Below are 17,994 nucleotides of genomic sequence, written 5' to 3'. Positions count from 1 at the left end.
CATGGACGCGTTGCGCGCCATTATCCGGTTGGGATGGATGCGTGTGATGAGTCACTACTGGCGCCATGTGCGCCCCCTGCGCTGGCACTTCGTGATCGCCGCGCTGTGCCTGGCCGTCGAGGTGGCGGTCGATCTGTCGTTACCGCGCCTGATGACCCAACTGGTCGATGGAGTCCTGCTTCGCCGCGAACCTGCCGACCTGTATACCCTGGCCACGTTGATGCTTGCCGTGATCGCGGTCGGTTGGGTAGGTGGCGCGGGTTGCACCCTGTTCGCTATCCGCGCGGGTGTCACCTGTGCCACGGCACTGCGCCAGAGCCTGTTCGTGCGGGTGTTGGCCATGCCCCTGGGCCAGCACCCCGAGTTGTCCCAGGGTGGCCTACTCACCCGACTGACGGCGGATGTGGCGCAGTGGCAGCAGATGCTGATCCTGCTGGTGCGTGGTTCGTTACGTTCCGGCCTGTTGCTCGTCGGCAGCCTGATCATGGCCTTTTCGATGAATGCCCGGCTGGCCGCTGTGGTCCTGGCCAGCGTGGTGTTGTGCCTGCTTGCGCTGCTGGTGCTGACCCGTTGTTCCAACCGCGCTTTCAGCCTGGCGCAGCACACCCTGGACCGCCTGAACGAGCATATGCAGGAGGTGTTCAGCGGCATGGCCACGGTCAAGGTGTTCGCTCGCGAAACGCCCGAGGCGCAGCGCTTCGATCAGCTCGACCGGCGCTATACGCGTGCTTCGATCCGCGTCTGGCGGCTGTTCGCCTTCAATACGCCGCTGCTGTTGTTGCTGCTCAACCTGGCCATCGTCTCGGTGCTGTGGCTGGGCGGCTCGACCTGGTCGGTGGGTTCGGCGTCTGCGCAGTTGGTGGCGTTCATCAATTACCAGGTGATCATCCTCAGCTCGCTGACCTCCATCGGCATGCTGCTGACCCAGTTCTCCCGCGCCCGTGTGGCGGTGCAGCGCCTGGATCAACTGTTTGCCCTGAGTGCAGAGCCGACCTCGGCCAGCGGCTCACGCGAGCGCTTGCGCGGTGCCATCCATGTCGAGGCGGTCGACTTCGCTTACCCCGGTGGTCCAACGGTATTGCATGGCCTGTCGTTCACCATTGCCGCTGGCGAACAGGTGGTGGTGACGGGCGCCAGCGGATCGGGCAAGTCGACGTTGCTGGCGCTGCTGGCGGGGCAATTCGTGCCCACCGCCGGCTGTATTCGCTTCGACGGTCGTGAGGCCTCGGGCTTCGACCCGCAACACCTGCGCAGACAGATCGGCCTGGTGCCGCAGGAGACCCTGCTGTTCTCCGCCAGCCTTGAAGACAACCTGCGCCTCGGCTGTCCCGATGCGTCTGCGCAGGCCCTGGCGCGCGCGGTGAACATCGCCCAGTTGCAACCGGTGATCTACAGCCTGCCCAATGGCTATGCCACGCAACTCGAGCGGGGTGGCGCGGTGTTGTCGGGCGGGCAGCGGCAGCGGGTGGCGATTGCCCGGGCATTGCTCGGCGAGCCCCCTGTCGTGCTGCTCGATGACTGCGCCAGTGCGCTGGACAACCACACGGCGACGGCCTTGCAGCGTGCCTTGCAGGTGGCAATGCGCGGCACCACGCGCCTGATCGTCAGCCAGGACCCGGCGGTGGTACAGGCGGCGGACCGCGTGCTGGTGCTGGAGCAGGGGCGCCTGGTCGCCCAGGGCAGGCCGAATGAACTGCTGCACAGCTCGGCCAGCTACCGCCAGTTGCTGCACCCGGCACTGCACGAGGAGCTGTCATGAGCCAGGCCCCGTTATCAATCAGTCGGCGCCTGCTCGGTTACCTGGCAGGGGGCGGCAGTTGGCGACTGTCGGCGGTGCTGGTCTGTATCCTCGGGGCGACCGTGTTGCTTGCCAGCGGACCTTTCCTGATCGGGCGGATCATCGATGAGCACATCGTTGCGCAACGCCCCGATGGCTTGGCCCAGCAGTGCCTGTTGTTGCTGGTCATCTATGGGCTGGCGGCGCTGTTCGGTTTCGTTCAGGCGCGGCTGATGGCGGGTATTGCCCAGGGCACGGCCGGCGCTTTGCGACGGGCGCTGTTCAGCCATGTATTGCAGCTCCCGCCGGCACTGTTTGCACAGCGTTCGTCCGGCGAGCTGATCAGCCGCATCAGCCTGGATATGGATGTGCTGGCGGTGAGCCTCAACCAGGGCCTGGCCCAATTGCTGTCCAGCCTGGTGCTGGTGCTGGCGGCCCTGCTGTTCATGTTCAGCCTCAGCCCGTGGCTGGCGTTGCTGACCCTGGCCTGCCTCAGTCTGATGTTCGTCACCACCCGCTACCTGGCCCGCCGGGCGCGCCATCATGTAGGTCGGCAGCAGCAAACGTTGAGTCTGCTCACCGGTACCTTGCAGGAGAGCATCGCTGGCCTCGGCATCATCCGTCTGTTCAATGCCCATGCGCGTTTTCGCGACGGTTTCGTCCAGGCCAACCAGCAACTGTGCCGTGACGCCAGCCACGCCCAGGTGCTGGCGGGCATCGTCGGCCCGACCATGAATACCTGCAACAACCTGGGCTACGCGCTGATCGCCCTGGCCGGCTGCTGGATGGTCTGGGGCGGCTTCGCCACCCTCGGCCTGGTCGCGGCCTTTCTCAGTTACTCGCGCCAATTGGAACGACCGGTCAGCGAGTTCGCCAACCAGTTCAGCCAGATCCAGAGTGCCTGGGTGGGCGTGGAGCGCGCGTTCGCCTTGCTCGACCAGCCTGCGGAAACCGACGCAGCCTTTGCATTCGCTGCGGAGACGCTGGCTGGCGAGTTGCAGTTCGATCAGGTGCAGTTCGCCTATCGGCCGGAGCAGCCGGTGCTGCGTGGCGTCAGTTTCACCGTCGGGCGTGGCGAGCATGTGGCGCTGGCGGGTGTTACCGGGGCGGGCAAGAGTACATTGTTCAACCTGGTGCTGCGCTTCATCGAGCCCACTGCGGGGCGCGTGCATCTGGATGGTCGGCCGCTCGGTGAGTTCGAGCGCCGGGCGCTGCGGCGGCGGATTGGCGTGGTGCTGCAGGAGCCGTACCTGTTCGCCGCGAGCGTACTGGACAACATCCGCTACGGGCGTCCCGGTGCCAGCCTGGGCCAGGTGCGCCATATCGCCGAGCTGCTCGACATCGATGATTTCATCAACCACTTGCCTCAGGGCTATGCGACGGTGCTGCAAGCGGGTGGGCAGGACCTGAGCCGGGGTCAGCGCCAGTTGCTCGCCATCGCCCGAGCCTTGCTGGCAGAGCCGTCGCTGTTGTTACTCGACGAGGCGACCAGCAATCTGGATCGGCACAGTGAACGCTGCGTGCGGCGTGCCCTGGCGATCCTGATGAAAGGCCGTACCTGCCTGATCATTGCCCACCGTCTGAGCACCGTGCGCAATGCCGACCGCATCCTGCTGCTCGATCAGGGCCGTGTTATCGAGCAGGGCAGCCATGCACAGTTGATGGCGCTCGATGGTGGCTACGCCCGTTTATGGCGAGCGGGGGAAGACCATCAGGACAGGAAGTTCTGATCCTGCAGGTCAGTGGAGACTGGCCCGTAGATATCCTGGGCGGCCTCCAGGATCAGGTCGCGCAGCCACATGCCGGCAGGGTCTTCGTTGAGGCTGGGGTACCACTGCAGGAGAAAGTTCTGCACCGGGATCGTCATCGGCAATTCGAGAATACGCAGCGGGAAGCGGCTGGCCATTTCCCGGGCGAAACGTGACAGCACGGTCGCCACATAGGGCGTGCCCTCGATCAGGAAAGGCAGATTGGCGGTAGCCTCGACCATGGGCCCTTCATTCGGGCGCAGGCCCTGACGGCTCAGCCAGCGGCTGATCCAGTCCGGTGAACCGTCGCGTGGATTGCGCCGCAGGATATGCGTGGCAGCACGGTATTCGTCCAGGGTCAGGGTCTCGCCGAAATGCGGGTTGTCCTTCCAGATCAGGCACACGTAGCGATCCTGATACAGGTGGGCGTGGTGCATTTCCTCCACCTGCATTTCCACCGGCACGATGGCCAGGTCGGTGTGCTTCAGGCTGGGTGCGCTGACCGAGATGACGGTCTGGATACCGGGCGCTTCTTCGAGCAGGCGCAGGTTCACTTTCGACAGCAGGGTAATGGTCTCGATCTCACCCGCCTGGATGCGAAAGCGCCGTTTGGTGCTGCGGTGATCGAAGCTGTTGCGTACCGCCAGCAACTGCTCCGCGCGCTGCATCAGGCTGTCTACCGGGGCAGCGAGTTCGCTGGCGAAAGCGGTCGGCTCCATCCCGCGGCCGGAGGAAACGAACAACTGGTTTTCGTAGTGCTTGCGCAGCTTGGCCAGCTGGGTGCTGACCGCTGCCTGGGTCACGCCCAGACGAACCGCAGCCCGGCTTACGCTGCGTTCCTCGAACAGGATCTTGAACGTGGCCAGCAGGTTGATATCCAGCGAGTGTTTGTCGAGCGCCATAGCGGGAATCCGGGGTTATCGATACAACGTATTGATCCGGATGCGCCGGATCGGGAACGGCGATCTATAAGGCGGGGCGTGCATGGCGTGCGTCGGCCGGGTCGTACAGAGCCTGTCTAGCCCGTGCAGTGTAAGGCTTGTGTCTGCGCATGCCGAGCGGCTTTTGCTGCGCGGGGATGTCGGTCGTCTGGTGTTATGACGCGTTACCAGCAAAGCGCGCTGAGGGGATTGCTATATGTCAGGGCAATAAAAAAACCGGGGCAGGGCCCCGGTTCTGGTCACGTCCTAGCCGCGCTCGTAGACGATGTCCTTGGTGCCGCCTTCGCAGCTGCCGACCACTTTCTTGTCGGTCACGCTGCCCTTGTCTACGACCTCAAGGGTATAGGCAGGGACACCATTGGCTTTGATCTTTGCATCGATCTCGTCTTTCAGTTCACTGCAGGGTTTGCCGGCGGCCAGCGCCGAGCCGGCGAGGGAAAAAACGGCAACTGCCAACATCAGTCGTTTCATGGTTAACGCTCCTTCGTACACACGGTAAAAGTCTAAAGGCAGAACAAAAGGATCATCCGATCCCGGGTTAAAAGGTGCGTGGCTACCTTCCACTCACATCCCACGCACCGTACAGGCGACGTCAGACTCAACTGTCGCCGATGCGGAAGCCGACCTTCAATGTGACCTGATAATGGCCCACTTTGCCGCCGACAATATGACCTCGTGTTTCCACGACCTCGAACCATTCGAGGTTACGCACGGACTTGGCCGCTTCGGCCAAGGCGTTGTTGATGGCGTCTTCAATGCTGGTTTTCGACGAGCCAACGAGATCGATGAGCTTGTAGGTGTGATGATCCGACATGGCGGTTCTCCTCATGGCCGTAAAGGTGCTTGTAGAACTGAGTCCTGCCTGGGCACGGATAAGTTCAGATTAGCTGCACTTCCTGCGCGTGTCGGAGTCGGAGGTTTTACGACCACTATCTACAGGAGATTCACGATGGCCGTCCTTTCCAAGCGCAACACCCAGAAAAAAGCCCTGCACAGCATCGAGACCGAGCTTGAGCACCTGCTGAGCAGCATCGACAGCCTGAAAGGCGAGGTCGGCGAGGAGTCGCAGAAAACCTTGAAAGCCCTGCGTGCAGGTGCGGAAAAGATCCTCGGCCATTCGCGCAATCTGCTTGGCGACGCCTATGAAGAGGTCAAGGAGAAGACCGTGCAGGCTGGCATCGCTACCCGCGACTACAGCCGCGAGCATCCCGTGGCCGCTGCCAGCGTGGCGGTGGGCGTGGTCGCATTGGTCGGTTACCTGCTGTTCCGCAACCGCGACTGATGCGTGAGCCGCTGTGCGGTGGGCCAGGCAGCTGTGCCCACCGCTGCAGCTGACAACTCCCACGAGCCAATTGCCTGCCTGCTTTTTCCTGTGTCTGCACGGTGCTCAAGTCACCTTTCCAGCAGAAGTGTGCAGCATCTGCCTAGCTCGATGTCGCCGGCTCCACCAGTGTGCCCCGCAGCCAGGCAATGAATGCATCGGCCTGGGCGGTGCGTATACGCCCCACAGCGGGCACTGCACGCAAACCACCGGCAAATGGCGTGAAGCCATAGGGCGCGACCAGGCAGCCTTCCTGCAGTTCGCGTGAAATCAAGCGCTGCTCGACCAATGCCATGCCCAGCCCTGACAGAGCGGCTTCGATGCACAGGTGCGTATGCGGAAACGCCAGCGCCTCACCTTGCGCGGCCTGCTCACCGGTAATTGCCTCCCACTGGTTCCAGGCACTGGTGGTGTATTCATGGCCGGTACACGGTCTGCAGGCTGCTTGCGGGCGTAGTCGGGCGTGCAGACTGCACCGAAACGCACGGGCGCCAGCACGATCGCCTGGCGCTGATCGGCCTCGGTATAGCCGGACAGATCCCAGGCCAGAATCAGGTCCGCACCTTCGTCGCGCATTTCACGCGCCGAGGTCATGGATAGACGAATGCGGATGTCAGGGTGCTGGCGATAGAACACCGCCAGCTGCGGTACCAGCCAGCGCATGGCGAACGTCACGCTGCATGCCACATGTAGCCCCGGTGCCTGGGCGTCGCTAACCAGGCGCCTGTAGGCACTTTCCAACTCGTCGAGCGCAGTACGCACCGATGCATGGAAGGCCGTGCCGGCAGGTGTCAGGCGCAAGCCGGTCCCGTCCTTTTCGAACAGCGCCGCGCCCGCGTGATCCTGCAGCAGGTGCAAATGCCGGCTGATTTGGATGGTTCCCATGCTCCGCGTGGGAACGCTGCCAGTGGCGCTGTGCGATAGCGTTACAACAACGCGCCGGTCGCCTCCTTTACCGCCAGGCATTCCCAATCCCGCGTTGTGCTCGTAGAATTGAGACAAATTCTTATTTGCAACTCACTACTCGGGAGGGTGGATGTCCACGGCATTCCCCGGCACCGCTTCGGCGCAGCATCTGCACGAACTCTACCGCGACCATCATGGCTGGTTGAACGGCTGGCTGCGCAAGCGTCTGGGTGATCGCGAGCGCGCGGCGGACATCGCCCAGGACACCTTCCTGCGCCTGCTGGTCAGTGGCCGCCTGCCGAGTGTGGACGAGGGGCGCAGCTACCTGGCGCAGATTGCCCGTAACCTGGTGATCGACCAGTGGCGCCGGCAGCGGATCGAGCAGGCCTACCTGGACAGCATCGCCTCGTTGCCCGAGCCACAGAGCCCGTCGCTGGAGACCCGCGCGATCATCATCGAAACCCTGCTGCAGATCGACGCGATGCTCGATGGCATGCCAGCCAAGGTGCGTGAAGCCTTCCTGCTGTCGCAGTTCGAAGGACTGACCTACGAGCAGATCGCCGAGCGCCTGCAGGTCAGCCTCAGCTCCGTGCAGAAGTACATGACCCGCGCCATCCAGGCCTGCTACCTGGTGCTCTACAGCGAATGAGCCGAGCCGCCGATGCGCCTATCGCGCCTGCCATTGTCGAGCAGGCCAGTCACTGGCTGATGCTGCACTGGGGCGGCCAGCTGGATGCCGCCCAGCAGGCTCGCTTCCAGGCCTGGCAGGCGGCCGACCCCGAGCATTACCGTGCCTGGCAGCGTCTACAACGCCTGCAGGGCACCCTGGCCGGGGTGCCGGCCGGTACCGCCAGCCAGGTATTGCGCGAGCAACCAGATCGCCGCCGGCGGCAGACCCTCAAGCTGCTCGCCACGCTGCTGCTGGTTGGCGGCACGGGCTATACCGCCCAGGCGCAATTGCCCTGGCGCGAGGCCATGGCCGACCTGCGCACCGCGCCTGGCCAACGTTCGCGGCACACCTTGGCCGATGGCAGTCGCCTGGCGCTCAACAGCGGCAGTGCCGTGGATATCCGCTTCAGTGAGCATGAACGGCGCATTCGCCTGCTGACGGGTGAGCTGCTGCTCGATAGCGGTCAGGACCGGGCGCGGCGGCCGCTGATCGTCGAAACCGCCGCCGGTGAGATCCAGGCGCTGGGTACGCGTTTTTCGGTGTACGAGGTCGAGGGCGGCAGCCGGGTCGAGTTGTACGAGGGTGAGCTGGAGCTGCGTCCGCGCCAGGCCACTGCGATGCGCTTGCAGGCTGGCCAGAAGAGCTGGTTCTCGGCGGTGCGCCTGGGCCCTACCGAATCGGCGGATGCCAATGCCATCGCCTGGAATGACGGGCGCCTGGTGGCCGAGCGCATGCCGCTGGGGCAGTTCCTTGGCGAGCTGTCGCGTCACCGTCGCGGGGTGCTGCGCTGCGACCCGGACGTTGCCCATCTACCGCTCACCGGCGTGTTCCCGCTGGCCGACACCGACCGCGTGCTGGTCGCGCTGCAGCAGTCGCTGCCTGTCGAAGTCCACAGTCTGACCCGCTATTGGGTCACGGTCGGGCCTAGATAGTCGGCGGCTGTTGGCGGGCTGGATCGAGGCAATTGCGGACGCTCGGCCTTTGCGTCTCATGACGCACTGGTTGGTGGGCTAAAGCCCACCCTACGCGGGGTGCCAGATCTGTAGGGTGGGCTTCAGCCCACCAACTCCGGTGTCCGCAATTGCCTCGATCCGGCCATCCATGCCTATACGTCAACGGACCCCAGAAACTTTTTTCAAAAAAGCCTTGTCGGTTTTTTCGGCTCGCTCGGGATACCTCTTGAATTGATCAAGAAGCATTCTCAAGAGGATGATCCAGAATGCCATACCTGCCCGCTTCGCAACGTTCCCGGTTGAGTCTTTCGGTTCGCCATGCCTTGTTCGCCGGCCTGCTGGCCGGTACGCCGTTGCTCTTCGCGCCCTCCCTAGCACAGGCGCAATCCGCTGCCAGCGAGCAACTGCGCGCCTACAACATTCCCGCCGGCAACCTCGATCAGGTGCTCAACCGCTTCGCCAGCGAGGCTGGCATCCTGCTGTCGGTGGATGCCCAGCTCACGGCCGGCAAACAAAGCCCCGGCCTGGGCGGCAGCTACTCGGTCGACGAAGGCTTGACCCGCCTCCTGGCCGGTAGCGGTCTGCAGGCGATCAATGCGGGCGGCAGCTATGTGCTGGAAGGGACGACCGATAGCGGTGCGCTGGAACTGGGGGCGACCAGCATCACCAGCAACCAGCTCGGCACCATCACCGAAGGCACGGGCTCCTACACTCCGGGCTCCATCGCTACCGCGACCCGCCTGGTGCTGACGCCACGGGAAACCCCGCAGTCGATCTCCGTGGTCACGCGCCAGCACATGAACGACTTCGGCCTGAACAACGTCGATGACGTGATGCGCCATACCCCGGGCATCACCGTATCGGCCTACGACACGGACCGCACCAACTACTACGCCCGTGGTTTCTCCATCAACAACTTCCAGTACGACGGTATTCCTTCCACCGCCCGTAACGTTGCCTATTCGGCGGGCAACACCCTGAGTGACATGGCGATCTACGATCGGGTCGAGGTGCTCAAGGGCGCCACCGGCCTGCTCACCGGCGCCGGCTCCCTGGGCGCGACCATCAACCTGGTGCGCAAGAAGCCGACCGCGGAATTCCAGGGCCATGTTTCGCTGGGCGCGGGCTCGTGGGACAACTACCGCAGCGAGGTGGATGTCAGCGGCCCGCTGACCGACAGCGGTAACGTGCGTGGTCGTGCCGTCGCGGCCTATCAGGACAAGAACTCGTACCTCGATCACTACTCGCGCAAGACCGCGACCTACTACGGCATCATGGAATTCGACCTGTCCCCGGATACCCTGCTGACCGTGGGTGCGGACTACCAGGACAACATTCCCCAAGGCTCCAGCTGGTCCGGCACCTTCCCGCTGGTCAACTCCAACGGCAGCATCAACAAGATGGGCCGCTCCTACAACAACGGCACCACCTGGAGCGCCTGGGAGCAGTACACCCGCACCGCCTTCGCCATGCTCGAGCACGAGCTGGGCGACGGCTGGGTCACCAAGCTGCAACTGGACCACAAGATCAACAGCTACCACGCCGAACTCGGTTCGATTCAGTTCGTCGAGCCGCAGGCCGATGGCACGGCTGAGATCAACGGTCAGAAGTACACCGGCGACACCAAAAGCACCTCCGCCGACCTGTATGCCAGCGGCCCGTTCAGCCTGTTCGGCCGTGAGCATGACCTGGTCCTGGGCGGCTCGATCAGCACCGCGCGCTGGCAGGGCAAGGGCTACTGGCTACCGGACTGGCCGCAGGGCAACGTGGTCGACTTCTATAACTGGAACGGCAAGCTTGCCAAGCCGATCTGGAAGGCACCGGCGCAATACTCCGACACCACCACCCGGCAGACGGGCGTCTACATGACCTCGCGCCTGAACGTGCTCGATGACCTGCATGTCATCCTCGGCGGCCGGGTGGTCAACTACCACACGACCGGCCTGGCACCGTCCTACCGGGAGAGCGGGCGTTTCGTGCCCTACGCCGGGGTGGTCTACGACCTCAATGAAAACTTCTCGGCCTACGCCAGCTACACCGATATCTTCGAGCCCCAGGAAAGCTACAAGAAGGACAAAGACCAAAAGCTGGTGGACCCGGACGAAGGACAGAACTACGAGCTGGGCCTGAAGGGCGAATTCTTTGACGGTCGTCTGAACAGCAGCCTGGCGTACTTCGAGATTCATGAATCCAACCGCGCGGTCTCGGACGATGCCTGGAACAACCAGACACCGACGCCACAGAATTACGCGTTCAAGGGCACCAAGGCTGTCACCAAGGGTTATGAACTGGAGATATCCGGTGAGCTGAGCCCGGGTTGGCAGGTGCAGGCCGGGTATACCCACAAGGTTGTCCGCGATCACGAGGGCGAGAAGATCTCCACCTTCGAACCCGAAGATCAGATCAACCTCTACACCACCTACAAACTCAAGGGCAGCCTGGACAAACTGACCGTTGGCGGCGGTGTGCGCTGGCAAGCCAAGGGTTGGTACTCGATCTACAACCGACCTCTGAGCACCTACCAGGACATCACCCAGGAGAGCTACACACTGGTGGACTTGATGGGTCGTTATCAGATCACCAAGAACGTGTCGGCGACGCTGAACGTCAACAACGTCTTCGACAAGTCCTACTACACCAACGTCGGCTTCTATGAATCCGCTGCCTATGGCGAGCCACGCAATGTGATGGTTTCTACTCGCTGGGATTTCTGACCCCACTTCCGGCAGCCTGATTGGACTGAACCGGGATCGTTCCCACGCCCTGCGTGGGAACGCATTTCAGGACCTGCCCCAGGTTTACCGCACCTTACAAAGGCTGATGACCGTGGGTTCCGTTGAGGCTTGCCCGGCCTCACGGCGACTCCTTTTCCGACAGGCATTCCCAATCCTGCTTGGTGACCGTAGAATTGAGACGAATTCTTATTCGCAACTCAGTATTCACGGAGGGCGAATGTCCACGGCATTCCCCGGCGCTGCATCCGCCCAGAGCCTGCATGAACTCTATCGCGACCATCACGGCTGGTTGCGTGGCTGGTTGCGCCAGCGCCTGAACAACTCCGCCGATGCTGCTGATCTGGCACAGGACACCTTCGTGCGTGTGTTGCTCGCCCGTACCGCCGGCACGTTGCAGGAGCCGCGTCACTACCTGGCGACCATCGCCCGTGGCCTGGTGATCGACCTCTACCGCCGTCGCAGCCTTGAGCAGGCCTATCTCGAGGCGCTGGCGCTGCGTCCCGAGGTGTACGCGCCGTCCGCCGAAACCCGCGCGCTGATCCTCGACAGCCTGTTGGCCATCGATCGTCTTCTCGATGGTCTCGGGGCGCGCACGCGGGCGATTTTCCTCGCGGTGCAGCTCGACGGCCTCAGCTACGAGAAGGCGGCCGAGCGGGTCGGGGTGTCGGTCAGCACGGTGCGCAAGCACCTCGCGCGTGGGTTGATGCACTGCCTGTTGCTGGACGAAGCATGAAGGTCATCCTGGCCCAGGCGGTGGACTGGTATGTTCGCCTGCACGACAGCGCGGTCAGCGACACGACCCGCAGCGAATGGCAGGCCTGGCTCGCCGCCGACCCGCAGCACGCTCAGGCCTGGGGCCGTATCGAGCAATTGCAGCAGCGCCTGGGGCAGGCCCCGGCTGGCGTCGCGACCGTGACCCTGGAGCAGGCCCGGCAGCAGCGCCGCCAAGCCTTGAAGATGTTTGCGGTGCTACTCGGTGTTGGTGTGGTCGGTTGGCAGGGGTATCGCACCTCTCCGTGGAGCGCGGACTACGCCACGCGGGTCGGTGAGCGGCGTCAACTGACCCTGGCCGATGGCAGCCGCCTGGACCTCAATACCGATACCCGCGTCGATATTCGTTTTGACGCAGGGCAGCGCCTGATCCACCTGCGCCACGGTGAAATCCTCGTGGAAACCGCCAAGGATTCACGCCCCCTGAGTGTGCAGACCGACCAGGGTCGCATCCTCGCCCTCGGTACCCGCTTTGTCGTACGCCAGGATGATGGCACGACCCGCGTCACGGTCGAGGCGCATGCCGTGGAGGTGCGTCCGCGCCTGGCCACCCAGCAGGTGGTGCGTATCGATGCCGGGCAGACCGTGAGCGTTGCCGCCGATGTCGTCGGCCCGTTGCAACCTGCCCCGGCTCAGGCGTCGAGCTGGACGCAGGGCATGCTGGTGGCGGTCGACTGGCGCCTGCAGGACGTGCTCGCCGAGCTGTCCCGCTACCGCCCCGGTTATCTCGGCTGTGCGCCGGAGGTGGCCGACCTGTGTCTGTCCGGCGCCTTCACCCTGGATGACAGCGATGCCGTGCTGGCCAACCTGGAGGATTCCCTGCCGGTGCAGGTCCGTCGCCTGACGCGCTACTGGGTCAGGCTTGAGGCGCGGGCCACCTAGCGTGTGCTCGGTTGGCGTGAGGCGTTCAGGCCATCCGCGACCTGCTGCATCGCCAAAGCACAAATAATTTCATCCCGGGGGTAACAGATTTTCATTCCTGTTTCGGCTCCACCTGCACGCGCGCATCAGATGACGCCCATGCCACCCCCAACAGGAGCCTTTTCATGCCCACATCCCCCTCCGTTCTTGCCCGGCGCGTTCGCCTCTCGGCGCTGGCCCTGAGCCTTGCCGGCCCTTGTCTGCTGGCCGCCACACCGACCGCCGCCTGGGCCCAGACGCAGCGTTATGACATTCCGGCCGGAGACCTGGGCGCGGCCCTCAGCCAGTTCGCTGCCGCCAGCGGCGTGATGATTACCTTCGGCGCAGAGGAAACCGCCGCGCTGCAATCGCCAGGCCTGCACGGTGAGTTCGAGGTGGAGCAGGGCTTCGCCCGTTTGCTGCAAGGCAGCGATCTGCACGTACGCCAGGCGGGCGACAAGCGTTACGTGCTGGAGAAGCACGCGGCGGGTGGCGCGCTGGAGCTGGGCGCCACCACGATCATCAGCAATCAGCTCGGCACCATTACCGAAGGCACGGGCTCCTACACGCCTGGCACCATCGCCACGGCGACACGTTTGGTGCTGACGCCGCGGGAAACACCGCAGTCGATCTCTGTGGTCACACGCCAGACCATGGACGACTTCGCCCTCAGCTCGATCGATGACGTGATGCGCCACACCCCTGGCATCACCGTCTCCACCTACGACACCGAACGAACCAACTACTACTCTCGCGGCTTCTCCATCATCAACTTCCAATACGATGGTATTCCGACGCTGCGTGACGCCCAGTATTCGGCCGGGCAGACCCTGACCGACATGGCGTTGTATGACCGTGTTGAAGTGCTCAAGGGCGCCACCGGCCTGCTGACCGGTGCCGGCGGCCCTGGCGGCACCATCAACCTGGTCCGCAAGAAACCGACCTCCGAGTTCAAGAGCAGCATCGAATTGGGTGCGGGGTCCTGGGACAACTACCGTTCACAAATAGATGTCAGCGGGCCCTTGAGCGAAACCGGCACTGTGCGTGGCCGTGCCGTGGCGGCCTATCAGGACAAGCACTCGTTCCTGGACCACTACTCACGCAAGACTGGCGTGCTCTATGGAATCCTTGAGTTCGACCTCGACGAAAACACCCTGCTGACCGTAGGGGCGGACTATCAGAACAGCGACCCCAAGGGCTCCAGCTGGACCGGAACGCGCACCATCTTCGATGCGACTGGCAACAAGCTGGACCTGCCGCGTTCGTTCAACAACGGCCCGAAATGGGGTTCATGGGAGCAGTACAGCCGCACGCTGTTCGCCACCCTGGAGCATACGTTCGACAACGGCTGGGTCACCAAGGGCCAGTACAACCATCAGGTCAACGGCTATGACGCGCCCCTGGGCTATATCTCCCAGGACAGCGCCACCGACAGCTCCATCTATGCACGCAAATACGTCGGCGATACCACCAGTGACAGCCTCGACGTCTATGCCTCGGGACCGTTCGAACTGTTTGGCCGTGAGCACGAACTGGTGATTGGCCAATCCCTGTCCATCTCCAAGTGGAAAGCCAAGGACTACACCGCGACCACCTACTTCGACAACGCCTATGACTTCTATAACTGGCATGGCCAAGCCATTGAGCCACTGTGGACCGCAACCAAGATCAACGACGAGACCACGCGCCAGACAGGCACCTATGTGACCGGCCGCTTCAGCCTGACAGATGAGCTGCACCTGCTGCTCGGTTCGCGTATTGCCAACTATCAGGTCACTGGCACCAGCGACACGCGGGAAAGCGGCAAGGTAGTCCCGTATGCCGGCTTGACCTATGACCTGAGCGAAAACTTCACCGCGTATGCCAGCTATACCGAAATCTTCCAGCCGCAAACGCAGTACCGCGACCGTACGCGCACGATGCTCGAGCCTAACGAAGGCAAGAATTATGAGTTCGGCCTAAAGGGCGAGTTTTTTGGCGGCCGCCTGAACTCCAGCATCGCCTACTTCGAGGTGCATGAAGGAAACCGTCCTATCTCGGACGTGGTCTGGAACTCCCAGCCCGGTGTTGATACTGCCTATATCGGGACCAAGACCAAGACCAAAGGCTATGAAGCGGAAATCTCCGGTGAGCTTGCCGAAGGCTGGCAACTGCAAGCGGGCTACACCCACAAGATCGCGCGCAATGACGACAACGAGAAGGTCGCCACCTGGGAGCCGGAAGATCAGGTCAGCTTCTACACCACCTATAAACTCCAGGGCTCCCTGGACAAGCTCACCATCGGTGGCGGCGCGCGCTGGCAGAGTGCGGGCTGGCAGACAGTCAGAAACTGGGGCCATCCCGGTGGCAGCCGGCAGGAAAAATTCACTCAAGCTCCGTACTGGCTGGTGGACGTGATGGCGCGCTACCAGATCACCGACAATCTGTCGGCAGCTCTCAACGTCAACAACCTGCTCGACAAGCACTACTACACCAACATCGGTTTCTATGACTCGTCCTATCCGGGCGACCCGCGCAATGTGATGGTCACCACTCGCTGGGACTTCTGACGTTTCGATAGGGATGGCCGGATCGAGGCAGTTGCAGGCGTTCGCCTTTTGCGTTTCATGACGCGCCGATTGGTGGGCTGAAGCGGAGCGCCGCCTGCAACTGCTCAATCATCTTCGCTTTGTGCTCTTCACTGAGCACGATCCCATCCTTGCTCTCCACCAGATCCCGCGCATTGAAGCGCGCCTTGAACCAGTCTTCGACGAAGCCCGGCGCATAGCCGCCGGTGCTGAACCCGTGACCGCCGAAGGCGATCATTGCGGGGTAGGCGTCGAGGTAGTCCTGGCGTTTGTCGACGCGCTGGTGCTGCTGGTGGAGCCAGAACTGCACGTCGTACAACAGGTAGGACAGCGGGTCGGCGTGCAGGGCGAAGTAGCGCTTCTCCTGCGTCAGTTGCAACGCCACGGCGCGGATCGCTTCGCCGAGGCGCGGGAAGGGCGGGAAGTTGGCCACCAGCGGCGCCAGCGCTGCGGAAAACTCACCACGGGTCACGCTGAGTAGATCCTGCTGAAAGTCGTCTTCCGAGGTGTCGAACGCCTCTTCGTCGACCAGCCCGCGCACGAAGCTCTCGAAGTCCTTGGCCAGGAAGGTGATGTGGTAATCGCCTTCCTGATCGATGTGCACCACCTGGGGTTCGCCCTCGGGACCGCACGCGCGATAGTCGAGGGCGATCATGTCGTGGCCTGCCGATGGGCAGTCGCAGATGTAGATGCCGAGGTCCGGGTAGCCCCATTCCTCGATCATGAAGCGACTACCCAAATTGCCGCCCAGGGAGTAGGTCTTGTCGCGGCCGATGCTGAGGAAGCTGGTGATCGCTGCGTGGTCTTCGGCCCAGGAGGTCGGTTCTTCGCTGGGGAAACAGGTCTTGCGTGGCGTGCCGCCGTTGTGGCGTTTCATGAAGGCGACATAGGACGCCGGGAAGCGATAGCCCAGCTCGGTTTCCAGCTCGGCGATCAGCGCATCGCTGGGCGGCTCGTCGGTAATGTTGTTGCGCGCGTAGACGCCGTCGTCCCAGAAGTCGTTGAGGTCGATATCGTCGGGAAAGTTCGCCATAGGGACTCTTTTCAGCTGCTCAGTTGGTCGCGCAACCACTGCGCCAGTTGTTCGGCGCGACGGTCATTGCGTCGTGTGGGTACCCACAGGGCCAGGCGGGCCGAGGTTTCGACAAACCCCCAAGGCGCGACCAGGCGACCGGCGGCAAGGTCATCGGCCACCAGGTGTTGCGGGGCAATGGCCACGCCCAGGCCGGCGGTGGCGGCTTCCAGCAGGTAATACAGGTGCTCGAAGCCCTGGCCGAGGCGCAGGGCCGCGTCGTCCAGGTGGTGGGCCGTCGCCCATTGGGGCCAGGCTTGCGGGCGCGACACGGTGTGCAATAGCGGTTCGCCGAGCAGGGCGCTGGCAGGTGCGTCGGCCAGTTCGGCGTGGCGGGCGTAGCGCGGGCTGAGCACGGCGCCGATGCATTCGGTGGCCAGCTCGAAGACCTGCATGTCAGCCGGCCAGGGCGGTGTGGCGAAACAGAGGGTGGCGTCCACACCGGGGCGGCGCGGGTCCAGTTCACCTTCGCTGGTCGAGAGCTGCAGGCGCAAGTCCGGCAGCTCGCGGTTGAGGCGATCCAGGCGCGGGATGAACCAGCGCGCCAGCAGGCTGCCGGGGCAACCCAGGACGAACGGCGCATCGGCGGTCTGGCGCTTCACCTCCGCGCAGGCCTCGCGCAAGCGACCGAAGGCGTCACCGGTGGCATCGCGCAGGCGCAGGCCGGCATCGGTGAGTTTCACGCCTCGGCCTTCCTTGGCGAACAGCGCCACCCCGAGCTGTTCCTCCAGCGCTTTGATCTGCCGGCTGACGGCGCCGTGGGTGACGTGCAGTTCATCCGCCGCGCGGCTCATGCTGAGCAGCCGTGCACTGGCCTCGAAGGCATGCAGGGCGTTGAGCGACGGCAGGTCCTGGCTCATGGTCAGTCCGCCAGCTCGGGCAGGAAGCTGATGTCCATGCTGTAGCGCTTGGGGTTCTGCGGGTCGATCAGCACGCGCACCTGTTGCTCTGGCAGGTAGCGCGTGGGATCGAACCAGATGTTCTCGCTGCTGAACATGTGCAGTTTGCCGGTCGCCGGGTTCTGCCACTGGGCATAGATGCGCCAGGGGCTGCGACCGTTGACGCTGAGCGAGTCGTTGAGGCGAACCTCGGCGAGGTCGGCGAACACGGCCTGACCGGTGACCGCCAACGCGGCGGCGCGACGACGAGAGAGCAGAGAGGGCAGGACGAACAGCGAACCGAGCAGGGTGAATACCGCGCCGATGCCGCCGACGATCAGGCTGCCCAGCCAGTTGTCGACGAAGCTGTTGAGGCGCGCATCACTCGGCTTGTCGGGGTTGTAGAACATCGGCACGGCATCGCCGATGTCGAAGCGTGGTGGCGTGCTGCAGGTGTTGGAGCGGTATGTCCGGGTCTGCCCACTTTGGGTTGAAAACTCAACGGTTGGGCAGCCACCCGCGATATCGATAACCTGACCGGTGGTACGGCTCATGGCGCTTTCATCACGTAATCTGACCACTTGAATCACCACCGCAATGGCGATAAGCAGGATGCCGATGGCCGGAAACAGCCAGAGCCAACGCATTTTCATCGGGACACTCCGTTGCTTGTGTTGTCGCTTAAAAGTTGATTAAAACTCACATGTTTGTGCGCAATTATCGGTTTTTTCACTGCGCTGTCCAGTCGTAGACTG

The 17,994-nt window shown here is 63.3% G+C and carries 17 protein-coding genes; 9 read left to right on the top strand and 8 right to left on the bottom strand.

What is annotated here, in order from left to right:
- Nucleotides 1–46: 46 nt before the first annotated feature.
- Nucleotides 47–1,759: an ABC transporter ATP-binding protein gene (locus ACWPW0_RS22860; protein ID WP_454256653.1), complete on the top strand. Its 1,713-nt coding sequence runs from the start codon at nucleotides 47–49 to the stop codon at nucleotides 1,757–1,759.
- Complete coding sequence (locus ACWPW0_RS22855) at nucleotides 1,756–3,507, top strand: ABC transporter ATP-binding protein (RefSeq protein ID WP_454256652.1); 1,752 nt, start codon at nucleotides 1,756–1,758, stop codon at nucleotides 3,505–3,507. Before ACWPW0_RS22860 ends, ACWPW0_RS22855 begins: the two co-directional genes overlap by 4 nt.
- On the opposite strand, the gene ACWPW0_RS22850 is transcribed toward ACWPW0_RS22855, so the two are convergent.
- From ACWPW0_RS22850 to ACWPW0_RS22840, 3 genes are all read right to left on the bottom strand, one after another.
- Nucleotides 3,489–4,427 (bottom strand): LysR family transcriptional regulator, encoded by a 939-nt coding sequence (locus ACWPW0_RS22850; protein ID WP_454256651.1) that lies wholly within the window; start codon nucleotides 4,425–4,427, stop codon nucleotides 3,489–3,491. The two genes, ACWPW0_RS22855 and ACWPW0_RS22850, sit on opposite strands and share 19 nt — an antisense overlap.
- A gap of 285 nt (nucleotides 4,428–4,712) precedes the next feature.
- The gene (locus ACWPW0_RS22845; RefSeq protein ID WP_447595388.1) at nucleotides 4,713–4,937 is read right to left on the bottom strand and encodes a DUF1161 domain-containing protein; all 225 of its coding nucleotides are present in this window, start codon (nucleotides 4,935–4,937) and stop codon (nucleotides 4,713–4,715) included.
- A 127-nt stretch (nucleotides 4,938–5,064) separates the two neighbouring features.
- Nucleotides 5,065–5,280 carry a dodecin gene (locus ACWPW0_RS22840; protein ID WP_454256650.1) on the bottom strand — a complete coding sequence of 72 codons (216 nt, stop codon included), beginning with the start codon at nucleotides 5,278–5,280 and terminating at the stop codon, nucleotides 5,065–5,067.
- Nucleotides 5,281–5,415: 135 nt separating this feature from the next.
- On the opposite strand from ACWPW0_RS22840, the gene ACWPW0_RS22835 reads away from it, so the two are divergent.
- Nucleotides 5,416–5,748, top strand: coding sequence for a DUF883 family protein (locus tag ACWPW0_RS22835; protein ID WP_447595384.1), 333 nt, complete (start codon nucleotides 5,416–5,418; stop codon nucleotides 5,746–5,748).
- Between the two features lie 142 nt (nucleotides 5,749–5,890).
- On the opposite strand, the gene ACWPW0_RS22830 is transcribed toward ACWPW0_RS22835, so the two are convergent.
- Nucleotides 5,891–6,169, bottom strand: coding sequence for a LysR substrate-binding domain-containing protein (locus tag ACWPW0_RS22830; protein WP_454256784.1), 279 nt, complete (start codon nucleotides 6,167–6,169; stop codon nucleotides 5,891–5,893).
- Nucleotides 6,058–6,672, bottom strand: coding sequence for a LysR family transcriptional regulator (locus ACWPW0_RS22825; protein ID WP_454256649.1), 615 nt, complete (start codon nucleotides 6,670–6,672; stop codon nucleotides 6,058–6,060). Before ACWPW0_RS22825 ends, ACWPW0_RS22830 begins: the two co-directional genes overlap by 112 nt.
- 151 nt (nucleotides 6,673–6,823) lie before the next feature.
- On the opposite strand from ACWPW0_RS22825, the gene ACWPW0_RS22820 reads away from it, so the two are divergent.
- The 6 genes from ACWPW0_RS22820 (at nucleotide 6,824) to ACWPW0_RS22795 (ending at nucleotide 15,271) form a co-directional block, all read left to right on the top strand.
- Nucleotides 6,824–7,342 (top strand): sigma-70 family RNA polymerase sigma factor, encoded by a 519-nt coding sequence (locus ACWPW0_RS22820; RefSeq protein WP_454256648.1) that lies wholly within the window; start codon nucleotides 6,824–6,826, stop codon nucleotides 7,340–7,342.
- Nucleotides 7,339–8,295, top strand: coding sequence for a FecR domain-containing protein (locus ACWPW0_RS22815; protein ID WP_454256647.1), 957 nt, complete (start codon nucleotides 7,339–7,341; stop codon nucleotides 8,293–8,295). The genes ACWPW0_RS22820 and ACWPW0_RS22815 overlap by 4 nt, the downstream gene beginning before the upstream one ends.
- Nucleotides 8,296–8,582: 287 nt before the next feature.
- A complete protein-coding gene (locus tag ACWPW0_RS22810) occupies nucleotides 8,583–11,030 on the top strand; it encodes a TonB-dependent siderophore receptor (RefSeq protein WP_454256646.1) in 2,448 nt (815 codons plus the stop codon).
- 238 nt (nucleotides 11,031–11,268) lie between these two features.
- Nucleotides 11,269–11,784 (top strand): sigma-70 family RNA polymerase sigma factor, encoded by a 516-nt coding sequence (locus ACWPW0_RS22805; RefSeq protein WP_447595374.1) that lies wholly within the window; start codon nucleotides 11,269–11,271, stop codon nucleotides 11,782–11,784.
- Nucleotides 11,781–12,704 carry a FecR domain-containing protein gene (locus ACWPW0_RS22800; protein WP_454256645.1) on the top strand — a complete coding sequence of 308 codons (924 nt, stop codon included), beginning with the start codon at nucleotides 11,781–11,783 and terminating at the stop codon, nucleotides 12,702–12,704. The genes ACWPW0_RS22805 and ACWPW0_RS22800 overlap by 4 nt, the downstream gene beginning before the upstream one ends.
- Nucleotides 12,705–12,868: 164 nt before the next feature.
- A complete protein-coding gene (locus tag ACWPW0_RS22795) occupies nucleotides 12,869–15,271 on the top strand; it encodes a TonB-dependent siderophore receptor (RefSeq protein ID WP_454256644.1) in 2,403 nt (800 codons plus the stop codon).
- Between the two features lie 55 nt (nucleotides 15,272–15,326).
- Here ACWPW0_RS22795 and ACWPW0_RS22790 read toward each other — a convergent pair whose 3' ends face one another.
- The 3 genes from ACWPW0_RS22790 to ACWPW0_RS22780 are packed head-to-tail and all read right to left on the bottom strand — an operon-like array spanning nucleotide 15,327 to nucleotide 17,892.
- Nucleotides 15,327–16,322 (bottom strand): SMI1/KNR4 family protein, encoded by a 996-nt coding sequence (locus ACWPW0_RS22790; RefSeq protein WP_454256643.1) that lies wholly within the window; start codon nucleotides 16,320–16,322, stop codon nucleotides 15,327–15,329.
- A gap of 11 nt (nucleotides 16,323–16,333) precedes the next feature.
- The gene (locus tag ACWPW0_RS22785) at nucleotides 16,334–17,221 is read right to left on the bottom strand and encodes a LysR family transcriptional regulator (protein ID WP_454256642.1); all 888 of its coding nucleotides are present in this window, start codon (nucleotides 17,219–17,221) and stop codon (nucleotides 16,334–16,336) included.
- A gap of 2 nt (nucleotides 17,222–17,223) precedes the next feature.
- On the bottom strand, nucleotides 17,224–17,892 hold the full coding sequence (locus tag ACWPW0_RS22780) for a DUF3592 domain-containing protein (RefSeq protein ID WP_447595365.1): 669 nt from the start codon (nucleotides 17,890–17,892) through the stop codon (nucleotides 17,224–17,226).
- Nucleotides 17,893–17,994 lie beyond the last annotated feature (102 nt).

This window comes from Pseudomonas sp. Marseille-Q8238, assembly GCF_965111915.1.
This window is presented reverse-complemented; position numbering and strand designations above follow the sequence as displayed.